Here is a 19,599-nt window from a genome sequence, read left to right on the forward strand (position 1 = left end):
CCTCGATTCTCACCCCAGCCAAGGAGTTGCCTATGGAAGACGTCGCCGGTTGGATCGCGCCTGCCGCCACGATGATCGCCGCCATGATGACCGCTGCCAATCTCGGCGCTCGGGTCACGGGCTGGGGCTTCGTCGTCTTCATGATCGGCTCGATCGCCTGGTCGGTGGTGGGGCTGGCGTCCGGGCAGAACAATCTCCTCGCCACCAACGTTTTCCTGATCTTCGTCAATCTGATCGGCGCGTGGCGCTGGCTGGGCAAGCAGCGTTCCTATGACGATGGCGGTAAGTCGGCAACCGAGGCCAGCCGGCGCTCTGGTTACCCGACCCTTTTCACCGCTACGGGTATCGCCGGCATGCCTGTAGCGTCGGCCGACGGCGAGACGATCGGCAAAGCGGTCGAAGCGCTCGTCACATGCGAGAGCGGCAACGTGAGCTACGTCGTGATCGCCTCGAGCGGTGTCGGTGGGATCGGCGAAGAACTGCGCGCGGTGGATCGGGCGCAGATCGATTTCGCCTGCGATCGGATGAAGCTACGTCGCGCGCGCGCCTGGTTCGAAAGCCTGCCGCCGCTTGCCGATGGAGACTGGCCCGCCGCACGGGCCGAGATGGCTGCGAGTCTTGCCCGATGACCGCTTCTCGCGGTCTGGGAGAAACCGCCCTGACGCTTGCTTGGGGCCTGCGCGCCGGCGATCTCCTTTACCTGGCAGACGACGACCGTGAGGCCGAGATGGTCGCTGCCGCTCTAGCAGCATTGGTTCCCAACGCCCGCGTCGTCTTCGTTCCATCGAGTGATACTCTGCCCGGCGACCGCGCACCTGCCTCCCCGGCAAATATCGGTCGGCGGGTCGCGGCCCTGCGAGATCTGCGCCGGCTGGTCCTTGACGAAGAGCGACCGCACCTCGCAGCGATTATGAGCGGCGAGGCCGCGGCCAGGCTTTATGCGAAGCCCGCCGCATTCGACCCGGCCCCACCGACGCTGCGGATCGGTGATCCGATCCACATCGAGGGTTTCACTGCCCGGATGGAGGGGCTCGGATATTTCACTGACGACCGGGTGGACGAGCCTGGAGAAGTCGCGGTGCGCGGCGATGTCATCGACATCTTCCCTGCCGACGCTGGCCTTCCCGCGCGGATCGATGTCGCAGACGGGCGCATCGCCGGGATCCGCCGCTACGACCCTGCAACGCAGCTTAGCGAAGAGCCATGCGAGTACCTGGAAATCGGCCGAGCCGCCGAACCGGTCTCGAAGGAAACGGTCTCGATCCTCGCCCATTTGGTGCCCGGCCATGTTTATTTGTCGCCCAAGGCGGACAAGCGCCGGCAGCGCTTCGTCCGCCTTGCCGGCCAAGCGGCCAGCGCGGGCGGCGGAGCGATCGACGCCGTTTCCGAGGACCTTTGGACCAGCGACCTTGCCGCGTGGGTGCAGAGCGAACTGGAAGCGGAAGTTTCGCCAACACCGCGCTTTGCCGAGCAGAAATCCCCTCTCACCGCGTTGCGGCGCTTCGCATCGCCGTTGCTCGCTGCCGGGCAGCGCATGCTGCTGGTCGGAAGCGAACGTGACGTTCGGTTCCTGAGAGCAAAGCTCGCCAACATCCTTAACGTCGAGGTGGAAACGCTCGAAGCGCTCGAAGACTTGGCGGGGCTCCCCGCCGGCGGCGTCGCAGCGCTTGTCGCGCCGATCGACCGGGGCGCTGCCTCGAATGATGTGGTGATGATCGCCGCGGCTGATCTTCTCGGCAGCCGCGCCCTGTTGGATAATGTCGAACAGAGGCAAGCTGGATTGCAGCTTGCAAGCGGCGACATCCGCTCGGGTGATCTCGTGGTCCATCAGGATCATGGAGTCGGCCGGGTGGTGGGCCTTGAACATGCGCCCGGCGAAGCCGGGGTCGATCTCATCGTGCTTGAATATGCCGGGGGCCACCGCCGTTTGGTGCCGGTGCACGAGGCCGGCCGGCTATGGCGCTACGGCGGCGACGGAGAGGCGGTGAAGCTTGACAGGCTCGACGGCTCGAGCTGGGAAAAACGGCGCGGGTCGATCGACGAAGCCATCGCCGAAAGCGCGCGCGAACTGCTCCTCCTTGCAGAGCAGCGTCGCCGGCTCGAAGCGCCGGTGATCGAACCCGACTCCGCCAGCTACGAACAATTCGTCGCGACCTTTCCATTCAACGAGACCGCGGATCAGGCACGGGCAATCCAGGCCGCGCGTGACGATCTTGCTTCGGGCCGGCCAATGGACCGCCTCGTCATCGGCGATGTCGGCTATGGCAAGACCGAGGTCGCACTGCGCGCTGCGGCACTCGCCGCCCTGGCGGGCTACCAGGTCATTCTGGCAGCGCCGACAACCGTACTGGTACGCCAGCACCTGCAGGCATTCGCGCGCCGCTTCGAAGGCACGGGTGTGAAAATTGCCGGTCTGTCCCGGCTGTCGAGCGCGGCGGAGAGAAAAGCGACCAAAGCCGGCCTCGCCGATGGCACTATTGGAATCGTCGTTGGCACGGCCGCGGTCATGGCGAAGGACGTCCGCTATGCGCGGCTCGGACTCGTCATCATCGACGAGGAACAGCGCTTTGGAGCGGCCGATAAGGCCCGGTTGCGAGGCCGCGCGGAAGTACACCTTCTGGCAATGAGCGCGACGCCGATACCGCGCACGCTCCACCGCGCGATGATCGGTCTGCAACAGATTTCGGTTATCGCCACCCCGCCGGCGCGGCGCCAGCCGATCCGCACGATCCTTACCACTCCCGAGGATACCATGATCCGAACAGCGCTCCTGCGCGAACGCTCACGGGGCGGACAAAGCTTCGTTGTCACGCCTCGGATTGAGGACCTCGGGTCCCTCGCCGCACGCTTGGCCCGCATCGTGCCCGACCTCACCGTCATCGAAGCGCACGGCAAGATGGCGGCCGGCGCCATCGACGAGGCAATGGTCCGCTTTGGCGATGGCGAAGGCGATGTTCTGTTGGCGACCAATATCATAGAAGCGGGCCTCGACGTCCCGCGCGCCAATACCATGCTCATCTGGCGCGCCGACCGCTTCGGCCTCGCCCAGCTTCACCAACTGCGCGGACGGGTGGGGCGCGGCAATCGCAGGGGGCAGGTCATCATGCTGACCGAAGGCGGCGAGATCGCCGAGCGGACGATGAAGCGGCTGCGTACGCTGACCGCTCACGACCGGCTTGGTGCAGGCTTCGAGATTAGCGCGGCAGACCTCGACCAGCGCGGCGCCGGCGACCCGCTCGCCGATACCCAGGCGGGTCACATGAAACTCGTCGGCGTCGACCTCTATCAACACCTGTTCGAAGCCGCGCTACGGCGGGCCCTCGGGCAGGATCCGGGTTTTTGGGCGCCCGACCTCAATCTGGGAGATCCCGGAGGCCTGCCGGCCCAATGGATACCCGACCCCGATATCCGGCTCGGTCTTTACGTGCGTCTCGCGCGCCTTACGGATGAGGGCGAACTCAACGCATTCGAAGCAGAACTTGCCGACCGGTTCGGCCGGCTTCCGGCGCATGCCGAGCGGCTGCTCGCAGCAGCGCGGATCGGCATCCTCGCCCGCACGGCAGGAATAGAGCGCGTAGATGCCGGACCCGCAGCCATCGCTCTCACCCCGCGCGGCGGCGAACTGCACCTGCCGAATGGCACTGATCTCACCGAGAAGGATGGACGCTGGTTGCTGAAAGAACAGACAAACGAAGCCACCCGACTGGCGCGGGTAGCTGACCTTCTCGAGACTCTGGTGCCTTAAGGAGGTTGATGCATGTCGGACGCCCGGAGCGCCCCTTCCGATTGCCTGATTGTCGGCGCGGGCCCGGCCGGCCTTACCGCAGCGATCTATCTAGCGCGCTTCCGTTTACGCGTGGAAATCGTCGATGCTGGCAAGAGCCGAGCTGCCTTGATCCCGCGCACACACAATCATGCCGGCTATCCTGGCGGCATTCCTGGCCGCGAGTTGCTTTCACTCATGCGCAAGCAGGCCTCGGAGTTCGGTGCGAGCGCCCGTGCGGGACTGGTCGAAAGGATCGAGCGAAAAGGCGAGCTTTTTATCGCCCGCATCGGCGATGAAACCCTGCATACACGTGCTGTCCTCCTGGCGACGGGTGTCGTGAACAATTCGCCCAGGATGGCTCCAGAGATCCATGACGCCGCGCTGGCTCGCGGACTCTTGCGCTATTGCCCAATTTGCGATGGCTATGAGGTGACCGACAAGAAGATCGGCGTGATCGGCTCGCGCGCGCGCGGCCATAACGAGGCGTTGTTTCTCCGGATGTATTCGAGGGATGTGACGCTGATCGCACCCGAGGGCGGTCACACGCTTAGCAAGGAAGAATTGGTCGAGCTAAAGAAAGCTGGCATCGTCTTGCGGGACGGTCCATGCGCGCCGCTACGCATCGAAGGCGAGACGATCCTGGTTCCGGTGCCCGGCGAAACCCTCGCTTTCGACACGGTCTATCCCGCGCTGGGATCTGTTATCCGCTCAGAACTTGCCGTCATGCTCGGCGCGGAAGCGACCGAAGACGGTTGCCTCATTGTCGACGCCCACCAGCGGACCAGCCTGCCGGGCCTCTATGCGGCCGGCGATGTCGCCAAGGGCCTCGATCAGATCAGTCATGCGATGGGGGAAGCCGGCGTCGCGGCGACGACCATTCGAAACGATCTCGCCGCCAAGCAGCCGCTGCTGCGCTGAGCGTGCTCGGCAGTGAGTTCGCCCTCGCCGGCATCCCATTCGTTGTGGGCATTGCGCCAATTTGCCAGCCCCACTTCTATTACGACATAACCGCTGGCATCTGCGGCTAAATGCCTAACCGGACAGTTACGTCGGGCGCGAACCAGCAGAAATCAGGCCATAGGCACAGCAGGGCGGGGCCCCTCGCCTGATCTTCGAGCAACTCGATGAGCTAGGTGTCGGGCGCCCGAGATCGCGCGCATGACGGCCGCCGCATCCTGCAACGTACGCATTGCGGTGTCTGCCGCGCGCATTGGACAGGCTAAAAGCGATCCCAACCACCTTGGCGTCATCAGCGCCAAACGCCCGAAAAAGAGTTCCGGACAGCATCACGCAGGATCGGCAGCCGGGCACGGCCATCTTGCTCGCACCCATGAATTCTTCGGAGACATGTCGCGAACCAGCGTTGCGGGACAATCCATGGTTCAAGCCGCTCAAGGGACCAGTCATCGTCGCAGGGCTCGTGCTGAAACACGACAACACTCTGCGCTGCAACGTGGTTCCGTCTATGGCGCTTCTATCCGACCTTGGGGGAATGCTGCGGTGTCGGATTGATCATGCACTGAACTGGTCAGCGGCAGCGCAGAGCCGCCGAGCCGGATTCTGCCGCAATCCTTTCATAAACCTGCGCATCGCGGGCGGCGACTGCCGAAGCCTGCTCCCCGGCCGCTTTGTTGATGAGGTCTGCGCTCGCCTGCGCGAAGCGCGACCATATTGTCGACCGGCCTCGCGCATAGGCGCGTTCCTTCAACTCGGCCAGAGAATATGGGCGATCGAGAAGATCGTTGACCGCCGCCGATATGGCAGATGGTTTTTCTGGCGGGACAAGGCGGCCAACCCCATTGGCGAGAAGCTCGCGGGCGTGGATATACGGGGTGGAAACGACAGCCTTTCCGAGAGCTACAGCGTAGCTCAGCGTGCCGGACGTCGACTGCTGGAGGTTAGGATAGGGGGTGAGATAAATGTCGCAGGCCTCGATCTGATCGAGCAGTTCCTCAGTGTCGACAAAGCGATTGTCCCATTGCACATTGTCTTCGACCCCGAGCTCCGAGACCCGCGTTTCGAGGAGTTTTCGGTATGCCTCGCCCTGCTCGCGGAGGAGATTGGGATGCGTGGCACCGACAATCCGGTAGAGCACATCGGGATGCGCGGCGGTAATCGCCGGCAACGCTTCGATCGCATGCTCGAGGCCCTTGCCCGGCCCCAATAGACCAAATGTCATGAGAACGGGGCGATCTGCTACGCCGAGGCGCGCTTTGAACCCCGCCTCTCGGCCAAAGGGTCGGTCGGGAGCTCCGTGGGGAATCATCGTGATACGATCCGGCGAAAAACCATACAGCTCGGTGAGAAGGCTGCGACCATGCTCTGACATGACCATGGCTTGGTCGGTACGCGCCAGAATATGTCCGAGGACTTCACGCTGACCAGCGGATGGCTGAGAGAGTATCGTATGGAAGGTGACGATGAGCGGTACCTCGATCCGGTCGACCAGTTCGGTCACGAGAATTCCGTCGGGCCCGCCGAAGATGCCGTACTCGTGTTGAAGCCAGACGGCATCGACGCCGGAACGGTTGATCTGCCGGGCCGCTTTCCGGTAGCTCTCCGCTTCGTCAACGTTGATGAGGTTGACGCGATCGCCGTAGAGCGGTGCCGCCTCGTGCAGGTCGAGTGCATAGACGTCGAAACTCGTGCGAGGATAAAAAGTCTCGACTTTCGTCTTGAGGTCCTCGGTAAATGTCGCAATGCCACATTTACGCGGTGCGTATGTGCCAATCACGGCAACATTGAAGCTTGTGTTGTCGGGTTTCGGCAAGAAAGATTTCTGGGCCAAAGATGTGAATGGGCCCAGCTGAGAGAAAGCGTTCTGCGAATTGATCATGCCGTCACCGTGATGGAGGGTTCGAACAATTAACGGATGGGGCAGGCGCGCGTTCCACGATTCCGCCGCGTTTCAAAGTGCGGGAATCTTGGCCTTGTCCGCGAGGCGACGTTGCAGAAAAGCGAGGACCACTGCCTCCTCGGGGCGAAGCCGAGACAATTCGTCCCGCAGCTCTTTTTCAACCGCGTCCCGCGCCTCAAGCACGAGTTCGTCGCTCAAGTAGCTGTCAAACACCTCGGGGTGAATGTAACATTTTCGGCAGACCGTCGGCGTGTTGCCCAGGCGCGAGGCCACCGCTTCGATAGCCGCGCGCACGTTTCGCTTGGCGGCGGCCTCGTTATCCACCTTTTCGTATTCGGCAAGAGCCAGCGCAGCGAGCACCGTGCCATTCCAGGTACGGAAGTCCTTCGCTGTGATGTCTGCCCCTGAGATTTCTTTCAGATAGCTGTTGATATCGTTCGAGGTGACTTCGTACTGCTCGCCGTCCTCGCCGATGTACTGGAAGAGATGCTGGCCCGGCAGGTCCTGGCTAGCCTTCACAATCTTCGCGATGCGCCGGTCCCTGAGCCTTAGCTTCCACTGCTTGCCGCTCTTGCCCTTGAAGTTGAAACGAAGCTCCGTCCCTTCGACCGCGACATGGCGGTCCTGGAGCGTCGTAAGCCCGTAGCTCCTGTTCTGCTTGACATAGTCCGCGTTGCCAACGCGGATCATCGTGGTTTCTAGCAGGTGGACGACCGCAGCCAGAACCTTCTCGCGTGGCAGACCGCGCTTCTGGAGATCGGCGTCAATCCTCTCGCGCACGGCTGGCAGGGCTTTGGCAAAATCGAGCATGTGCTCGTACTTCGTGCTGTCGCGCACCTCGCGAAACTTGGCGTGGTAGCGATACTGCTTGCGGCCCTTGGCGTCGCGGCCGGTCGCCTGGATATGGCCATTGGGTTTGGCGCAAATCCACACATCCGTGTATGCCGGGGGGATTGCCAGCGATGCAATGCGTTTCAGAGTCTTGTCGTCCTTGACGACGTTACCGCGCGGATCGCGGTAGCGAAACCTGCCACGATACGTTTGGCGGCTCATCCCGGGGCTGTCATCAGTGACATAGACAAGGCCCGCGCTTTCCGCCGCCTCCTGCGCATCGACGATAATTCCTGCCTCGCCGGCCTGGGCCAGCGCGTCCTCTCGCGTTTTCATACCGCCTGAATCGCACGAAGCCGGATCGCGTTCCCCGACCTCTGAACGTGCATCTGCTCGTCACGGTCTTTCATAATATTCCCGGCGCCGGAAAATTTATCCACGTGCCGGCGTGCTCCGGCGCTGAAAGACATAAGGCTGCCTTGCCTATGACTGCGCGGATGTGCGGTGCTTCAAGCGCACAAAAGAGATCTATACGCAGGTTGACGTTAAGCAGACTGAGTTTTTTATCGCATCGAGAATACCGCTCATGACCTTGGAGCTCTTGGGCTGGCCGCTTTCCCATGCGGTCTATGTCCCAGCAATTCTCCGGCAGCATGCGGGCCGCTCCATGATGGTGCATCTCCAATCCTCGATGCATCTCGTTTTTCCCAGTTAACAGACTTTCCTTGGATGCTGCCCCTGCAGGGATGCAGGCACACATCACTACCAACCGCGGAACGAGAAAATGACCTCGCGCCTCGACCAGCAACTAGGCGATGGCCTGCTGCTGACTAAGGCTCCCGGCGATGTCGAACCAATCAGGATAGCCGACGCATGGCCAGGTGATTGGCCACGCATTTCTCGGCCGAGATACCGCCGGGCGCGTTTTCCCGAGCCGCAGCGGTCACCCCAATAACCCCTCAATTGAGTCTTGAATCGAATCGCGGTTCTGAAGATATTTCATCCGACAGGTCACTCCTGTCGCAACGAGGAGAGTTGGAAGAAAGGAGGCAACGCAATGTCCCTCTCCAAATTTTTTCATCCCTTCGAATTCATGGAACATCCCCAGCTTGAGCCCGAGGTAAAGCGCGCGATCCTTGCATCGTGGGCATCGGATGCCTCTGCCGTGGAAGGTCAACCAGATCTGAGGCGACCGCCAGGCGCTTCGGAACCAGTTCAGTTCGACGACATTATGTCTGCCATGCGCACACTTGATAATCGCGAGGCATGATCATGGCAGACAAACTGTTCAGCCTGCTGCGCAAAGAACGAGAACGCCTCGAGCTCGCTATCCAGCGCGCTGAAGCACGGGGCGAGGCTGGTAAGCCGGACGTGCGCCGGCTAAAGGCTCTGCACCGTGCGGTGAATGATCAAATCCAGAGTTGGATGCGTGATCTTTACGCCGACGATCTCGACTGCTTGCGGACGGCGGCGTAACCGGAAGGGACCGGAAGCGATGCTTCCGGTCCTTTTCTTTGGCTACCCGGCGGCGCCCACCCTTGATTGTTGACACCTGGAAATGCGCGGCCTGTTTACGCTCGATGACGTCATGTCCAACACTCCATGTCCTCTCGCGCATCAAAGCCAGGGGGAGCGCACCATGGGTCACGCTCAATTGACCTTCAGGCCTCTCCCGGATCAGGTCTCGGTGGCAATTAATACCGATTAACCGCCGCAGCCTCTTTTTTTGGGGGTTCCCATCCGAACACACTTCGTCCCCCGTATTCATGCGATCGCGTTCGCTCGTCGGCGAGGTAATCGTCAACGGATGGGCCCGAGGCGGTTGCCTCAAGTCTCCGCGCCTGCTCATCCAGCCGCCTGATCGCTGCCAATTCTTCGCCATGCCCAAGCCTGGCCTTTCGCACCGCAGACTTCATTACCGCGATCGTATGGTCGTAGACCTTAGTGGGTACCGGATATGGGTGCCGATCCTTCCCCCCGTGCGCCAATGAGAACCGAGCCGGATCGCTGAAGCGGCATGGCGCACCGTGAACGACTTCCGCCACTATAGCCAGCGAACGAACCGTTCGCGCTCCCACGCCCGGAACGAGCAGCAATTCGGAGAAATCCTTGGGGCCCAGATCTGCGGCAGCGGCCAGAGCTCCATGCAAACGTCGTTCGATCACATTTTCGGGGCGAACCTCGTGATGGTCCGGCAAAAGCAGATGAGGGAGAAGGTCTTGTTCCGGCTCGGCCGCAGGCGTCATGCGCCGCAACTCGCGTAAGATGCCATCCGGTCCGATGGACCCCAGCAACTCCAATTGCCCGCTGCGCGAGACTGCTGCGCGGCAATCGGCGAGGTTGACGATTTGTCCTCCGCTTCGTCCCTCTATGGCCGCATGAGGGGCGTCGACGAAATCTTCAATGCCTTCGCTCAGCCAGTGATACCGGCGAGCCTGCCGCCGATCATGGTTCATGCCTTGCTGCACGACCACCCAGCGGCCGTCGTCGGCGACGATAAAGCCGTGCAGGTACAAGTCGAAGCCATCCTGAAGCGCCGCGCTGTCCACTTTGGCCACCAGGCGACTGGTGGCGGCGAGTGCCCCGCCGTCGATACCGGTACGTTCCCCCACAAGGATCAGCTCGTCAGGCGTTTTACGGCTATGCTTGCCCCTGCCGCCGCAGACATGGATGCCAAGTTCACTCGACAATGGCGCCAGTCCGCGTTTCAACGCGCCAAGAACGCTGGTTGTGATGCCTGAGGAGTGCCAGTCCATTCCCATCACCGCGCCAAACGACTGAAACCAGAAGGGGTGGGATAAACGGCGAAGGAATTCGTCGCGGCCATACTCGATCACGATGGCTTGGGCGATAACGGCGCCCAGTCGGGACATGCGTTCGCCCAGCCAGGCAGGAACCCTGCCGCCGTGCAGGGGAAGGTCGGCGCTCCCACCGCGCCTGCTCAAGAGTTCCCCCCCGCCAAAAGCCGGCAGGTCTCGGGCTTGCCTGGGAAGAGGGCCGGCAATTGAAAAGCGATCATGAGGGGGATCCTAGCACACGCCGAACATAATATGAACATATTGGCCACGCCGCCGCCCCTTCGAACAATCGCCGTATCCTGCGGAACGGGAGATGCCCCGCATCCGTTGTGACAATGCGAGGGCAAAAAAGGCGAGCGTCATGGCAGATACGAAAAACATTTACCCGCCCATCCCTGACAAGTCTGATCATGACCATGAGCGGGCCGCTCCCGGTCAGGACACCGAAGGTACCGGCGGCGTTGGAGCGCGTCCGAGCAGCGACCATGGCGGCCGCGCAGCGAAAGATTTACCGCTCGACACCAGAACCGGTGTTCAGGCCGGAAGCCCTCGCGGCAAGCCCAGCCAATAGGGAATCTTTCAACAAATCAGTGAGTGACTGGGAAGCCTTTGCACTGGAAGGACGGCGAGCGCGCCGATCGCTGCGCCTCGCAGCCCGGGCGGAAACGAAAAAGATCAGTCAGGCCCCGCCTTCTCGATCGCCGATGCCGCCGGGGCTTTGAAACACGGACTGTCCGAACGACCTTCCAGATGTGCAGCCGCAGTCCAGGAGCGACGAGACTTGTGAAAATCGCAACCTATAACGTCAACGGCGTCAACGGGCGGCTACCAGTGCTTTTACGCTGGCTGGAACTTGCCGAACCGGACATTGTCTGTCTCCAGGAACTGAAGGCGCCGCAGGACAGGTTCCCGGAAGCTGCGATTACGGCAGCGGGCTATAGGGCGATATGGCATGGACAGAGCCGTTGGAACGGCGTCGCGATCCTCAGCAGGATCGGTGATATTCACGAAACCCGTCGCGGGCTTCCCGGCGACCCAAATGATGAGCAGAGCCGCTACATCGAAGCGGCGATCAATGGAGCGCTCATTGCCGGCCTCTACCTTCCCAATGGCAATCCGAGGCCGAGCGCCAAATTCGAATTCAAATTGAGATGGTTTGAGCGTTTGAGCGATCGTCTTGCCGAGCTTGTCGCGCTGGACGCTCCGGTGATTGTTGCGGGAGACTTCAACGTTATGCCGACGGATCTCGATGTTTACGCGCCCGAGCGCTGGCGTGACGATGCCCTTTTCGCACCGGAAGTGAGAGCGGCTTACGCCGGGTTGCTCCAGCTGGGATGGACCGACGCGCTACGGCAACTTCATCCGGACGAGGCCATATACACGTTCTGGAAATACTGGCGCGGCGCCTTCGAGCGCGACGCGGGTCTCAGGATCGATCATGTCCTCCTCAACCCGGCTGCAGCCAAGTTGCTGGTGGCAGCCGAGGTCGACCGGCGCCCACGTGGCTGGGAAAAGACCAGTGATCATGCACCGGTATGGATCGAGCTGTGCGATGGGCCCGCACCCAAGACCCGGCGCAAACCGTAGGAGCATCTCATGAACACAGAGAAATTCCTGCTCGACCTCAATGGCTGGGTGCCCAACAATCAAGGATTGCCGGTACTGATCTACCGAAGCGTGGAAAGCGGTGCCCGGGAACAGATCGCCAAAGCGTTCGAGAAGCGCTTTGCTGACCACGGCTGGCCGGCGAAATGGCGGGATACCATATTCGACTATCATCACTATCACTCGACCACGCATGAGGCATTGGGGGTCGCGAGCGGCCGCGCCTCGCTGATCCTGGGCGGGCCAGGCGCATTGATGATTGGCGTTGCAGCGGGCGACGCACTGGTATTGCCGGTGGGCACCGGTCACTGCCTGATCGAGTCCAGTGAAGATTTCCTGGTCGTGGGTGCCTACCCTGAGGGACAGGATTGGGACATTTGCCAGGACTCGCCATCGAAGGAGGCGCTCGAGCGCATCCGGACGATGCTCGCAGCTGAGCAAGATCCCGTTACTGGCAAATGATCTCGAAGTGGCACGAACAGCAATCGTCCGGCTTCAGGTTTTGTAGATCCCGATTTTTACAGGTCGGGTAGGATCTGGTCGGCGCGCCCCCAGTGGGCGAGATTCTTCGACGCCGCGCGCTTCACCATCTCGGCGCCGTCGCCGATATGCCAACGCGAAGGCCCGTCAATGTCGCGCAGTTCCTCCCAGGTCACCGGGACGGCGATCGGCGCAAATTCGCGGCTGCGGGCGCTATAGGGCATGACCGCTGTCGCGCCGCGCTGGTTGCGCAAGTAGTCGATGAAGATCCGTCCTGTCCGCTTGGTTTTTGCAAGAGCGGCAGTGAAGCGTTCGGGGTCTGCCTGGGAAAGCGCCAGGGCAAAGCGGTAGGCAAAGTCTTTCACTTCTGGCCATTCAGCCGAGGGACTGAGCGGAGCGATGACATGGACGCCCTTCCCGCCCGTGACCATCGGAAAGGTGGTCAGCCCCATCTGGGCAAGTAAGTCCTGGACGTGAAATGCGGCTGCAACGACGTCCTTGAAATCCAGCCCCTCGTCGGGATCGAGATCGAAGACGAGTCTATCGGCCTTTTCGATATCCTCGATCCGCGCGCCCCAGCCATGGAACTCGATCGTACCCATCTGAACACAGGTGAGAAGGCCCGCCGGCGTATCGACAAACAGGTACGCCTCTTCGTGCCCGTCTTTCTCGCGGATACCGATCTGCTTGACCTCGCTGCCGAAGCTTCCGGCATCATGTTTCTGGAAAAAGCACTTCTTGGCTCGGCCCTGCGGACAGCGGACCAGGCTTATTGGCCTGCTTCCCGCCCATGGCAGCATGATTGGCGCGACGATCTCATAATAATCCGCAAGCTGGCCTTTGGTGAGCTTTCCTTCCGGGAAAATCACACGCTCCCGGTTGCTGATCCGCACGGCGTCTGTCGCCGGAGCGATCGCGGCGGCCACCGGCGCCTCGGTCTCGAGCACGATTGCTTCTGGCTTCTTGTCTTCGCGCAGGCCGAGATAGCTTGGATGGCGAAGGACGCCTTCATCGGTAAACTCGATATAGGCGATCTCGGCAACCAGCTTAGGCTCGATCCAATGAGCGGAACGAACGGCGGCGCGCGGCGCTTCGACCGTTGCCTTATTGCGCTCGAGGGGTGCCATGATCTCCATCAATCGGTCGATCTCCTCACCGGTGAAGCCGGTGCCGACCTTGCCGGCGTATCGCAATTTGCCATTTTCATTGATGCCCAGCAGAAGCGAGCGAACTCCGCGCTGTTTGTCGGACGGCGTCCAACCCACGATCACGAACTCCTGCCGGCGAATGCACTTGGTCTTGACCCAGCTGCCGCTGCGCGAGCCGCTGTAGCGCGCGTCGATGCGTTTCGAGATGACGCCTTCGAGCCCTGCGCTGCAGAAGCTGGCAAGAAGCTTCTCGCCATTACCGACGATATGATCCGAATAGCGAATTCGGCCTCCGTCCTTGCCGATCAGCGCAGCGAGCTTCTCCTTGCGCTCAATGAGCGGGAGACCGGTCAGATCCTCGCCATCGAGTTCGAGGAGATCGAACGCGAAATAATCGATGGCCTCGGGGTTGGCCTTGAGTGCCGCTTGCAGGGCCTGAAAGCTGGTACGACCGTCAGGACGGGTGACGACCGCCTCGCCGTCTATGAGCGCGCTGCGGGCTCGTAGCTTCTGCGCCTCGGCAATGAGGGCTGCGAAACGGTCCGACCAGTCGAGGCCCGATCGAGTATACGCTCGTCCTTCACCCCCGCCGAGGGCGAGAAGCGTGCGATAGCCGTCGTATTTGAGTTCATGGAGCCAGCGGTCGCCGGGTGGGACACGGTCAACCAGGGCGGCAAGTTGCACGGGCTGAAACGGCGGGGGCGAGCTCGCCTTCCTGCCTCGGCCCGGCCCGGTGCTATCCGGATTGAAAGCCGCAACGGTTTTCCCGTTTCTCGCCTTTTGCTTCGGGACGGCTTTGCCCGCAGCTATCTCCTCCATGGTGCGGCCGGTATCGATGCTGGTAAGGTGGATGGAGGTCAGATCGTCCGATCCGCCTGCAAATTCATCCTGCACCTTGCGCAATATCCAGTTTTCTCCCTTTTCCCTGCCGCCCGGCTTGAGGCGGAAGAGGATCCATTCGCCCTGCATGCGGCGACCATGGAGGACGAAGTGGAGGTGGCCTTCGGGCAGAGTCTTGCGGGGATCCTTGCCTGGAATCGTTTCCCAAGTGCCATTGTCCCACAGCATCACGGTGCCGCCGCCATACTCGCCTTTGGGGATCGTGCCTTCGAAGCGCGCGTAATCAAGCGGATGGTCCTCGGTGCGGACTGCGAGACGCTTGTCGTCGGGATTGGTGCTTGGCCCCCGGGTAACGGCCCAACTTACCAGCACGCCGTCCAGCTCGAGCCGAAAATCAAAGTGAAGGCGCGATGCCGCGTGTTTTTGAACGACAAAACCGTTGCCGCTTGTGGGGCCAGTCGCCCCGGAAGGCTCTGCGGTGCGCGAAAAATCACGTTTCTCGCGATATTTTCCGAGACGCTCCTCCGCCTGCGTATGCTTTGTCTTGAGGGCTCGTGCCATGTCGGTTCCGATCGATATGCCAGCTAATCGATGCGGAGCCGAACTCGTTCCCTCGCCGCCCTTCCCTATTCGCCGAGGTCGCGGACAAAACGATAGCTTGTTTGTTCAAAGCCGAGCGAGCGAAAGAAATTGTGACTGTTATTGATCGCGATACCGCTAAGCGCCTCGACCTGCTTGCATCCAGCCTTCGCCAGCGCTTTCTGCGCCGCGGCCAGCATGGCCGTTGCAATGCCCCGCCGCCGATGCGCTTTATCGACGACAAGGACGGTCAGGCGGCCCAGCGCACCGCGATGGACAGAGGGAATGATTGACCACTGGCAGAAGCCGATCACCTTGCCGAGCTCGGCGACGATCAACCCGGCCTTCGCCTTTCGGACCATGGCCAGATTTGCTTCCACCTCGCTTGGCTCAATCGCCACCCCGGAAAGCTGATTGAGCAGCGCCGCCAGTTCCTCGCTATCGGCGGTGGCAGCTAAACGCACAACCAGCACTGGGTCGGGTACGGGTACAGGTGAGGACTCGTTCCTTGATCTGGGCTTTTCGGTGGGACGGGATAGTTTCTCTTGCGCCGGTCCGGATTGGGGAACTAGCCTCAAAGCCGGTTTTGGGCGGGTTCCACCTGCTAGGTCCTTTTTGCCAGGCGGCGGATTATCCGCACCAGACGCCGCCCGCCGGCGCAGGCGCTGCCCGGAGCGCCGCCGAACAGGTGCATCTTCATCGTCGGGCTCGGGTTTCGGAGGCTTTTTCGGCGGTCGTGGGCGCTGCTGCGTCGTCTCAGCGGATTGCTTCCATGTGCCAAACTCGCTTTCGCGCAGGAAGTCCTCGATATCCTGCGCGCTCGCGGTTAGCCCGTTTTCGCCGAAACCAAGAAGGGCATTTCCACTTTCATCAGCCAGCCCATACTTCCCGTAGTCACCGACGCCGGGTTTGCGCCGCCGGGAGCGCAGCAGCTTCAGCCCGCGATGCTGCGCCATCGCGCGCAGCTGATCGTCGCTTGCCGACGCCATTTACTGGAAATCCGCGGCGACTGGCCCGAAGTAGGATTTTTGCCGACTTTCGAACTCAGCATTGGCCGTCTTCCCGGCAATGCAGTCGGATCGTGGCTGAGCCGGGAACGAGCCGCTGCCCCGTGCGCTCGGTATGATATGCGCACGCATTGTTTCTCTCAGTCCGCGATCATCGATCAAATCGCCTACGACGACGAGGCAGGGACCCTCAGGATCTCGTTCTACCAGACCGGCGATTATCTTTATTACGACGTGCCTGCATCGCTCTTTGAGGCGTTCTGCAGAGCGCCTTCTGCGGGGACATTCTTCAACGCGCGTATCAAGGACCATTTCCGGCACCTGCGAAATCCCGGGCGCAAGCGCTTCGGGCCAAATGGCTGAGCGATCAGGCTTCACCGAGTGCACGATAAACCGACATCAGATGCCGCGATGCCACCGCGCGGGCGCGCGGCGAGCGGATGGTCTCCTCATTTGCCTCGTGCAGCATGGCAAGCATGTCGAGCACCTCCTGTCTCGGCATGCCTGTCTCGCGAAGATGCGTGCCGATCAGTGTCAGGAGGTTGGCCCAAAGCGTTATCGCCCCTTCGGCAAAAGCGGCATCATCGTCCCCAAGCGCAGGGGCGGGATGGTCGAGGCTTTCCGTCACGGCTCAGGCCCGCTTGCGCGTCGATGGCTTCGCAGCCGATTTGGTGGCCGGTTTCTTGGAGGCGGCCTTCGCAGTTTTCTTAGCGGCTGGCTTCTTGGCAGTCGTTTTGGTCGCCGCCCTGCCCGTGCTGCCGAGCGAGTTTTTGAGCGCCGCCATCAGATCGACGACGTTCGAGCCGCGCGGATCCTTGCCGCTGTCGACGGAATCGATGTTGAGCGTCTTGCCCTTCTTTTTTCGCTCGATGAGCTCTTTCAGGGCATCGGCATAGCGATCGTGAAATTCGGCCGCGTCGAATTTGCCGGTCTTCTTGTCGATCAGCGTGGTAGCCAGGTCGAGCAACTCCTCGTCAGGATCCGTATCGCCGATGTCGCGAAAATAGCTCGTCGCCTTGTTTACCTCGTCGGCGTAGCGCAGCGTCTCCATCACCATGCCGCGCCCACAGGCTTTGATGCTGACGACGTACTCCCGGCCGCGCATGGCGAGTTGCCCCAACCCTATCTTGCGGGTGCGCCGCAGCGCTTCGCGAAGGACGATGAACGCCTCCTCTGCCAGATCGTCGGCCGGCACGACGTAATACGGCTTTTCGAAATAGATCATGTCGACATCATGCGCGTCGACGAACTGGGTTAGCTCGAGGGTCTTCTTGCTCTCGAGCTTGACGCCCTCGATCTCCTTCTCGTCGAGCAGGACATACTCTCCCTTGGCATACTCGAAGCCCTTGACGATGTCCTCGACGTCCACAGGACCAATGCCGGGAACGACCTTTTCATATTTGATACGCTGGCCCGAAGGCTCGTGGATTTGATTGAAGGCGATCGTGGCTCCGCTCCTGGTGGCGGCATATATCTCGACAGGGATCGAAACGAGCGCCAGGCGGATCTGGCCTTTCCAGTATGGACGTGCAGCCATCTGTCCTCTCCTTCGGGCAGACTCCTTTAATTCGCGGATCGCCGCGTCGTTCCGGAGCTTTCGAGGGCGGGATCATCGCATCTGCCACCCCGCCTCCGCATCGACAGATTTCCTCCTTGCGTCAGAAAACGTCCACCCCGGCGCTTGCGTGGCGACGCTGGCGAGTAACCTGAATTAACCTCCGCATATTCGGGCGGCTCCTTGCCCCGCTTTATCGCAAAACGGACAGACTGCGGCGACTAATGCGGCGTCAAAGGCGTTGCCGTCTTGAAGCCGATTTCCAGACAAGTGGGAGTGAGTGAATGGGTGACGTGCGCGATCGCACGGGGCACGACGATGCCCCCTTGACCACCGCCAAGGACGGCGGAAGGGCGCATATAGTCGCCCACGAACTCGATAAGGCCAGAGGCGATACTCTTTCCGGCAAGACCGTTACGATCAATTGCCCGCGAGACCACCTTTTTGCCGTCTGGCGAGACTTCTCAAACCTCCCCAAATTCCTCGACAATGTGATCTCCGTCGAAGATCTAGGGGGCAGGCGATCTCGCTGGACGGTTCGGGCGCCGGGCGAACGCACTGTCGAGTGGACCTCCGTCATCACCCAAGAGACGCCCGGCGAGCTCATCGCATGGACGACCGAGGAAGGCGCTGACGTTCCCAACAGCGGACGTATCGAGTTCCGCGAGGCGCCTGGGGGGCGGGGCACCTGGGTGACGGCGACGATTCTGTACGATCCGCCTGCAGGGTTAGTCGGCAAGATCGTCGCAAAGATGTTCCAGCGTGAGCCCGCCATCCAGGCACGGCGCGACCTGAGGCGTTTCAAGCAATTCATGGAAACCGGCGAGGTCGCAACCGCGGCGCGCACCCGCAAACAGCTCGACGAGGAGAACGCCTGATGCGCGCATTGACCTGGCACGGGAAGCACGACGTTCGCGTCGACACCGTCGATGACCCCGAAATCCTCAATCCACGCGATGCCATCATCAAGATCACCTCCACCGCGATCTGCGGCTCCGACCTTCACCTCTACGATGGTTACATACCGACGATGCAAGCGGGTGACATCCTCGGTCACGAGTTCATGGGCGAGGTCGTCGAGATCGGCAAGGACTCCACGCTCAAGAAGGGACAGCGCGTGGTCGTCCCCTTTACCATTGCCTGCGGATCCTGCTTCCATTGCTCCAAGCATCAGTATTCCGCCTGTGACAATGGCCTGCCCGCCGACAACCAGGACATCGCGCAGACGCCCTACGGACAGCCGATGTCCGGCCTGTTCGGCTACAGCCACATGACAGGCGGCTATGCCGGCGGCCAGGCCGAATATGTTCGCGTCCCGTTTTCCGACGTAGGACCGATCGTGATTCCGGATGGGATTGAAGATGACAAGGTCCTCTTCCTATCCGACATTTTGCCCACCGGTTGGCAGGCAGCGGAGAATGCCGAGATCGAGCCGGGCGACACGGTCGCGGTCTGGGGATGCGGCCCGGTCGGGCTGTTTTCCGTCCAGTCGGCGTTTCTGATGGGCGCCGAGCGGGTCATCGCCATCGATCACTTTCCGCACCGGCTCGAACTCGCCCGAAAGTTCGGAGCCGAAACGATCAACTTCGAGGAGACAAAGACCTACGAGGCCCTGATGGAGATGACCGGCGGAATCGGACCCGATGCCTGCATCGATGCGGTCGGGCTCGAGGCGCACGGTTTCTTCGCCGACAATGTCTGGGACCAGATCAAGGCATCAACGTTCCTCGGAACCGACCGCACGCATTCGATCCGCCAGGCCATCCTGGCGTGCCGCAAGGGGGGCCGGGTGTCGATGCCTGCTGTCTACGGCGGATTCGTCGACAAGTTCCCGCTTGGTGCATTCATGGAGAAGGGCCTGACGCTCAAGACCGGCCAAACCCACGTCCAGCACTACCTACCCGGGCTGCTGAATGCGATCATGGAAGACAAGATCGATACGACCTTCCTCATCAGCCACCGTCTGCCCCTCGAGCAGGCGCCCGATGGCTACAAGATGTTCCATGACAAGCAGAACGAGGTGACCAAGGTCGTACTGAAGCCTGGCCTCGACCTCACGCGTGTGCCTTGAGGAACTGGGGATTACGCCCTCCCTCGAGATCGCGGAACTAACTGCCGGTCCCGAGTTGGCTT

General features: G+C 61.5%; 17 protein-coding genes. 10 read left to right on the plus strand and 7 right to left on the minus strand.

The window, feature by feature from the left end; translation table 11 throughout:
• Positions 1 to 32 precede the first annotated feature (32 nt).
• Genes ACZ1JC_RS22515 through ACZ1JC_RS22525 form a run of 3 tightly spaced genes read left to right on the plus strand, consistent with a single transcriptional unit; the run spans position 33 to position 4,684 of the window.
• Positions 33 to 629 (plus strand): PRC-barrel domain-containing protein, encoded by a 597-nt coding sequence (locus tag ACZ1JC_RS22515; RefSeq protein ID WP_465138047.1) that lies wholly within the window; start codon positions 33 to 35, stop codon positions 627 to 629.
• Positions 626 to 3,745 (plus strand): DEAD/DEAH box helicase, encoded by a 3,120-nt coding sequence (locus ACZ1JC_RS22520; RefSeq protein ID WP_465138046.1) that lies wholly within the window; start codon positions 626 to 628, stop codon positions 3,743 to 3,745. Before ACZ1JC_RS22515 ends, ACZ1JC_RS22520 begins: the two co-directional genes overlap by 4 nt.
• 12 nt (positions 3,746 to 3,757) lie before the next feature.
• Entirely contained in the window at positions 3,758 to 4,684 is a 927-nt protein-coding gene (locus ACZ1JC_RS22525; RefSeq protein ID WP_465138045.1) for an NAD(P)/FAD-dependent oxidoreductase, read from the plus strand.
• 610 nt (positions 4,685 to 5,294) lie between these two features.
• Here the strand turns inward: ACZ1JC_RS22525 and ACZ1JC_RS22530 are convergent.
• A complete protein-coding gene (locus ACZ1JC_RS22530; protein ID WP_465138044.1) occupies positions 5,295 to 6,602 on the minus strand; it encodes a glycosyltransferase family 4 protein in 1,308 nt (435 codons plus the stop codon).
• Positions 6,603 to 6,674: 72 nt separating this feature from the next.
• On the minus strand, positions 6,675 to 7,790 hold the full coding sequence (locus tag ACZ1JC_RS22535; RefSeq protein ID WP_465138043.1) for a DNA topoisomerase IB: 1,116 nt from the start codon (positions 7,788 to 7,790) through the stop codon (positions 6,675 to 6,677).
• Positions 7,791 to 8,511: 721 nt separating this feature from the next.
• Between ACZ1JC_RS22535 and ACZ1JC_RS22540 the strand changes: the two genes are divergently transcribed.
• Together ACZ1JC_RS22540 and ACZ1JC_RS22545 are read left to right on the plus strand one after the other, a co-directional pair.
• A complete protein-coding gene (locus ACZ1JC_RS22540) occupies positions 8,512 to 8,724 on the plus strand; it encodes a hypothetical protein (protein ID WP_465138042.1) in 213 nt (70 codons plus the stop codon).
• A 2-nt stretch (positions 8,725 to 8,726) separates the two neighbouring features.
• Complete coding sequence (locus ACZ1JC_RS22545) at positions 8,727 to 8,930, plus strand: hypothetical protein (RefSeq protein ID WP_185999029.1); 204 nt, start codon at positions 8,727 to 8,729, stop codon at positions 8,928 to 8,930.
• Between the two features lie 218 nt (positions 8,931 to 9,148).
• Here the strand turns inward: ACZ1JC_RS22545 and ACZ1JC_RS22550 are convergent, their stop codons facing one another.
• The gene (locus tag ACZ1JC_RS22550) at positions 9,149 to 10,399 is read right to left on the minus strand and encodes a DUF763 domain-containing protein (RefSeq protein ID WP_465148447.1); all 1,251 of its coding nucleotides are present in this window, start codon (positions 10,397 to 10,399) and stop codon (positions 9,149 to 9,151) included.
• A 636-nt stretch (positions 10,400 to 11,035) separates the two neighbouring features.
• Between ACZ1JC_RS22550 and xth the strand changes: the two genes are divergently transcribed.
• Both xth and ACZ1JC_RS22560 read left to right on the plus strand, forming a co-directional pair.
• A complete protein-coding gene (gene xth / locus ACZ1JC_RS22555) occupies positions 11,036 to 11,839 on the plus strand; it encodes an exodeoxyribonuclease III (protein WP_465138040.1) in 804 nt (267 codons plus the stop codon).
• 9 nt (positions 11,840 to 11,848) lie between these two features.
• A complete protein-coding gene (locus ACZ1JC_RS22560; protein WP_465138039.1) occupies positions 11,849 to 12,319 on the plus strand; it encodes a cupin in 471 nt (156 codons plus the stop codon).
• 56 nt (positions 12,320 to 12,375) lie between these two features.
• Here ACZ1JC_RS22560 and ligD read toward each other — a convergent pair whose 3' ends face one another.
• Together ligD and ACZ1JC_RS22570 are read right to left on the minus strand one after the other, a co-directional pair.
• Positions 12,376 to 14,886, minus strand: coding sequence for a DNA ligase D (gene ligD / locus ACZ1JC_RS22565; RefSeq protein WP_465138038.1), 2,511 nt, complete (start codon positions 14,884 to 14,886; stop codon positions 12,376 to 12,378).
• A 65-nt stretch (positions 14,887 to 14,951) separates the two neighbouring features.
• Positions 14,952 to 15,860, minus strand: coding sequence for an N-acetyltransferase family protein (locus ACZ1JC_RS22570; protein ID WP_465138037.1), 909 nt, complete (start codon positions 15,858 to 15,860; stop codon positions 14,952 to 14,954).
• Between ACZ1JC_RS22570 and ACZ1JC_RS22575 the strand changes: the two genes are divergently transcribed.
• Positions 15,849 to 16,274 (plus strand): KTSC domain-containing protein, encoded by a 426-nt coding sequence (locus tag ACZ1JC_RS22575; RefSeq protein ID WP_465138036.1) that lies wholly within the window; start codon positions 15,849 to 15,851, stop codon positions 16,272 to 16,274. The genes ACZ1JC_RS22570 and ACZ1JC_RS22575 overlap by 12 nt on opposite strands.
• Before the next feature lie 4 nt (positions 16,275 to 16,278).
• Here the strand turns inward: ACZ1JC_RS22575 and ACZ1JC_RS22580 are convergent, their stop codons facing one another.
• Positions 16,279 to 16,539, minus strand: a complete 261-nt coding sequence (locus ACZ1JC_RS22580; protein WP_465138035.1) for a hypothetical protein — start codon at positions 16,537 to 16,539, stop codon at positions 16,279 to 16,281.
• Between the two features lie 3 nt (positions 16,540 to 16,542).
• Positions 16,543 to 17,448, minus strand: coding sequence for a non-homologous end joining protein Ku (gene ku, locus ACZ1JC_RS22585; protein ID WP_465138034.1), 906 nt, complete (start codon positions 17,446 to 17,448; stop codon positions 16,543 to 16,545).
• A gap of 302 nt (positions 17,449 to 17,750) precedes the next feature.
• Here ku and ACZ1JC_RS22590 point away from each other — a divergent pair, with 302 nt between their 5' ends.
• Complete coding sequence (locus ACZ1JC_RS22590) at positions 17,751 to 18,344, plus strand: SRPBCC family protein (RefSeq protein WP_465138033.1); 594 nt, start codon at positions 17,751 to 17,753, stop codon at positions 18,342 to 18,344.
• Positions 18,344 to 19,537 carry a zinc-dependent alcohol dehydrogenase gene (locus ACZ1JC_RS22595; protein WP_465138032.1) on the plus strand — a complete coding sequence of 398 codons (1,194 nt, stop codon included), beginning with the start codon at positions 18,344 to 18,346 and terminating at the stop codon, positions 19,535 to 19,537. Before ACZ1JC_RS22590 ends, ACZ1JC_RS22595 begins: the two co-directional genes overlap by 1 nt.
• The last annotated feature ends 62 nt before the right edge of the window (positions 19,538 to 19,599 follow it).

Source organism: Sphingomonas sp. BL-S-28, assembly GCF_055521515.1.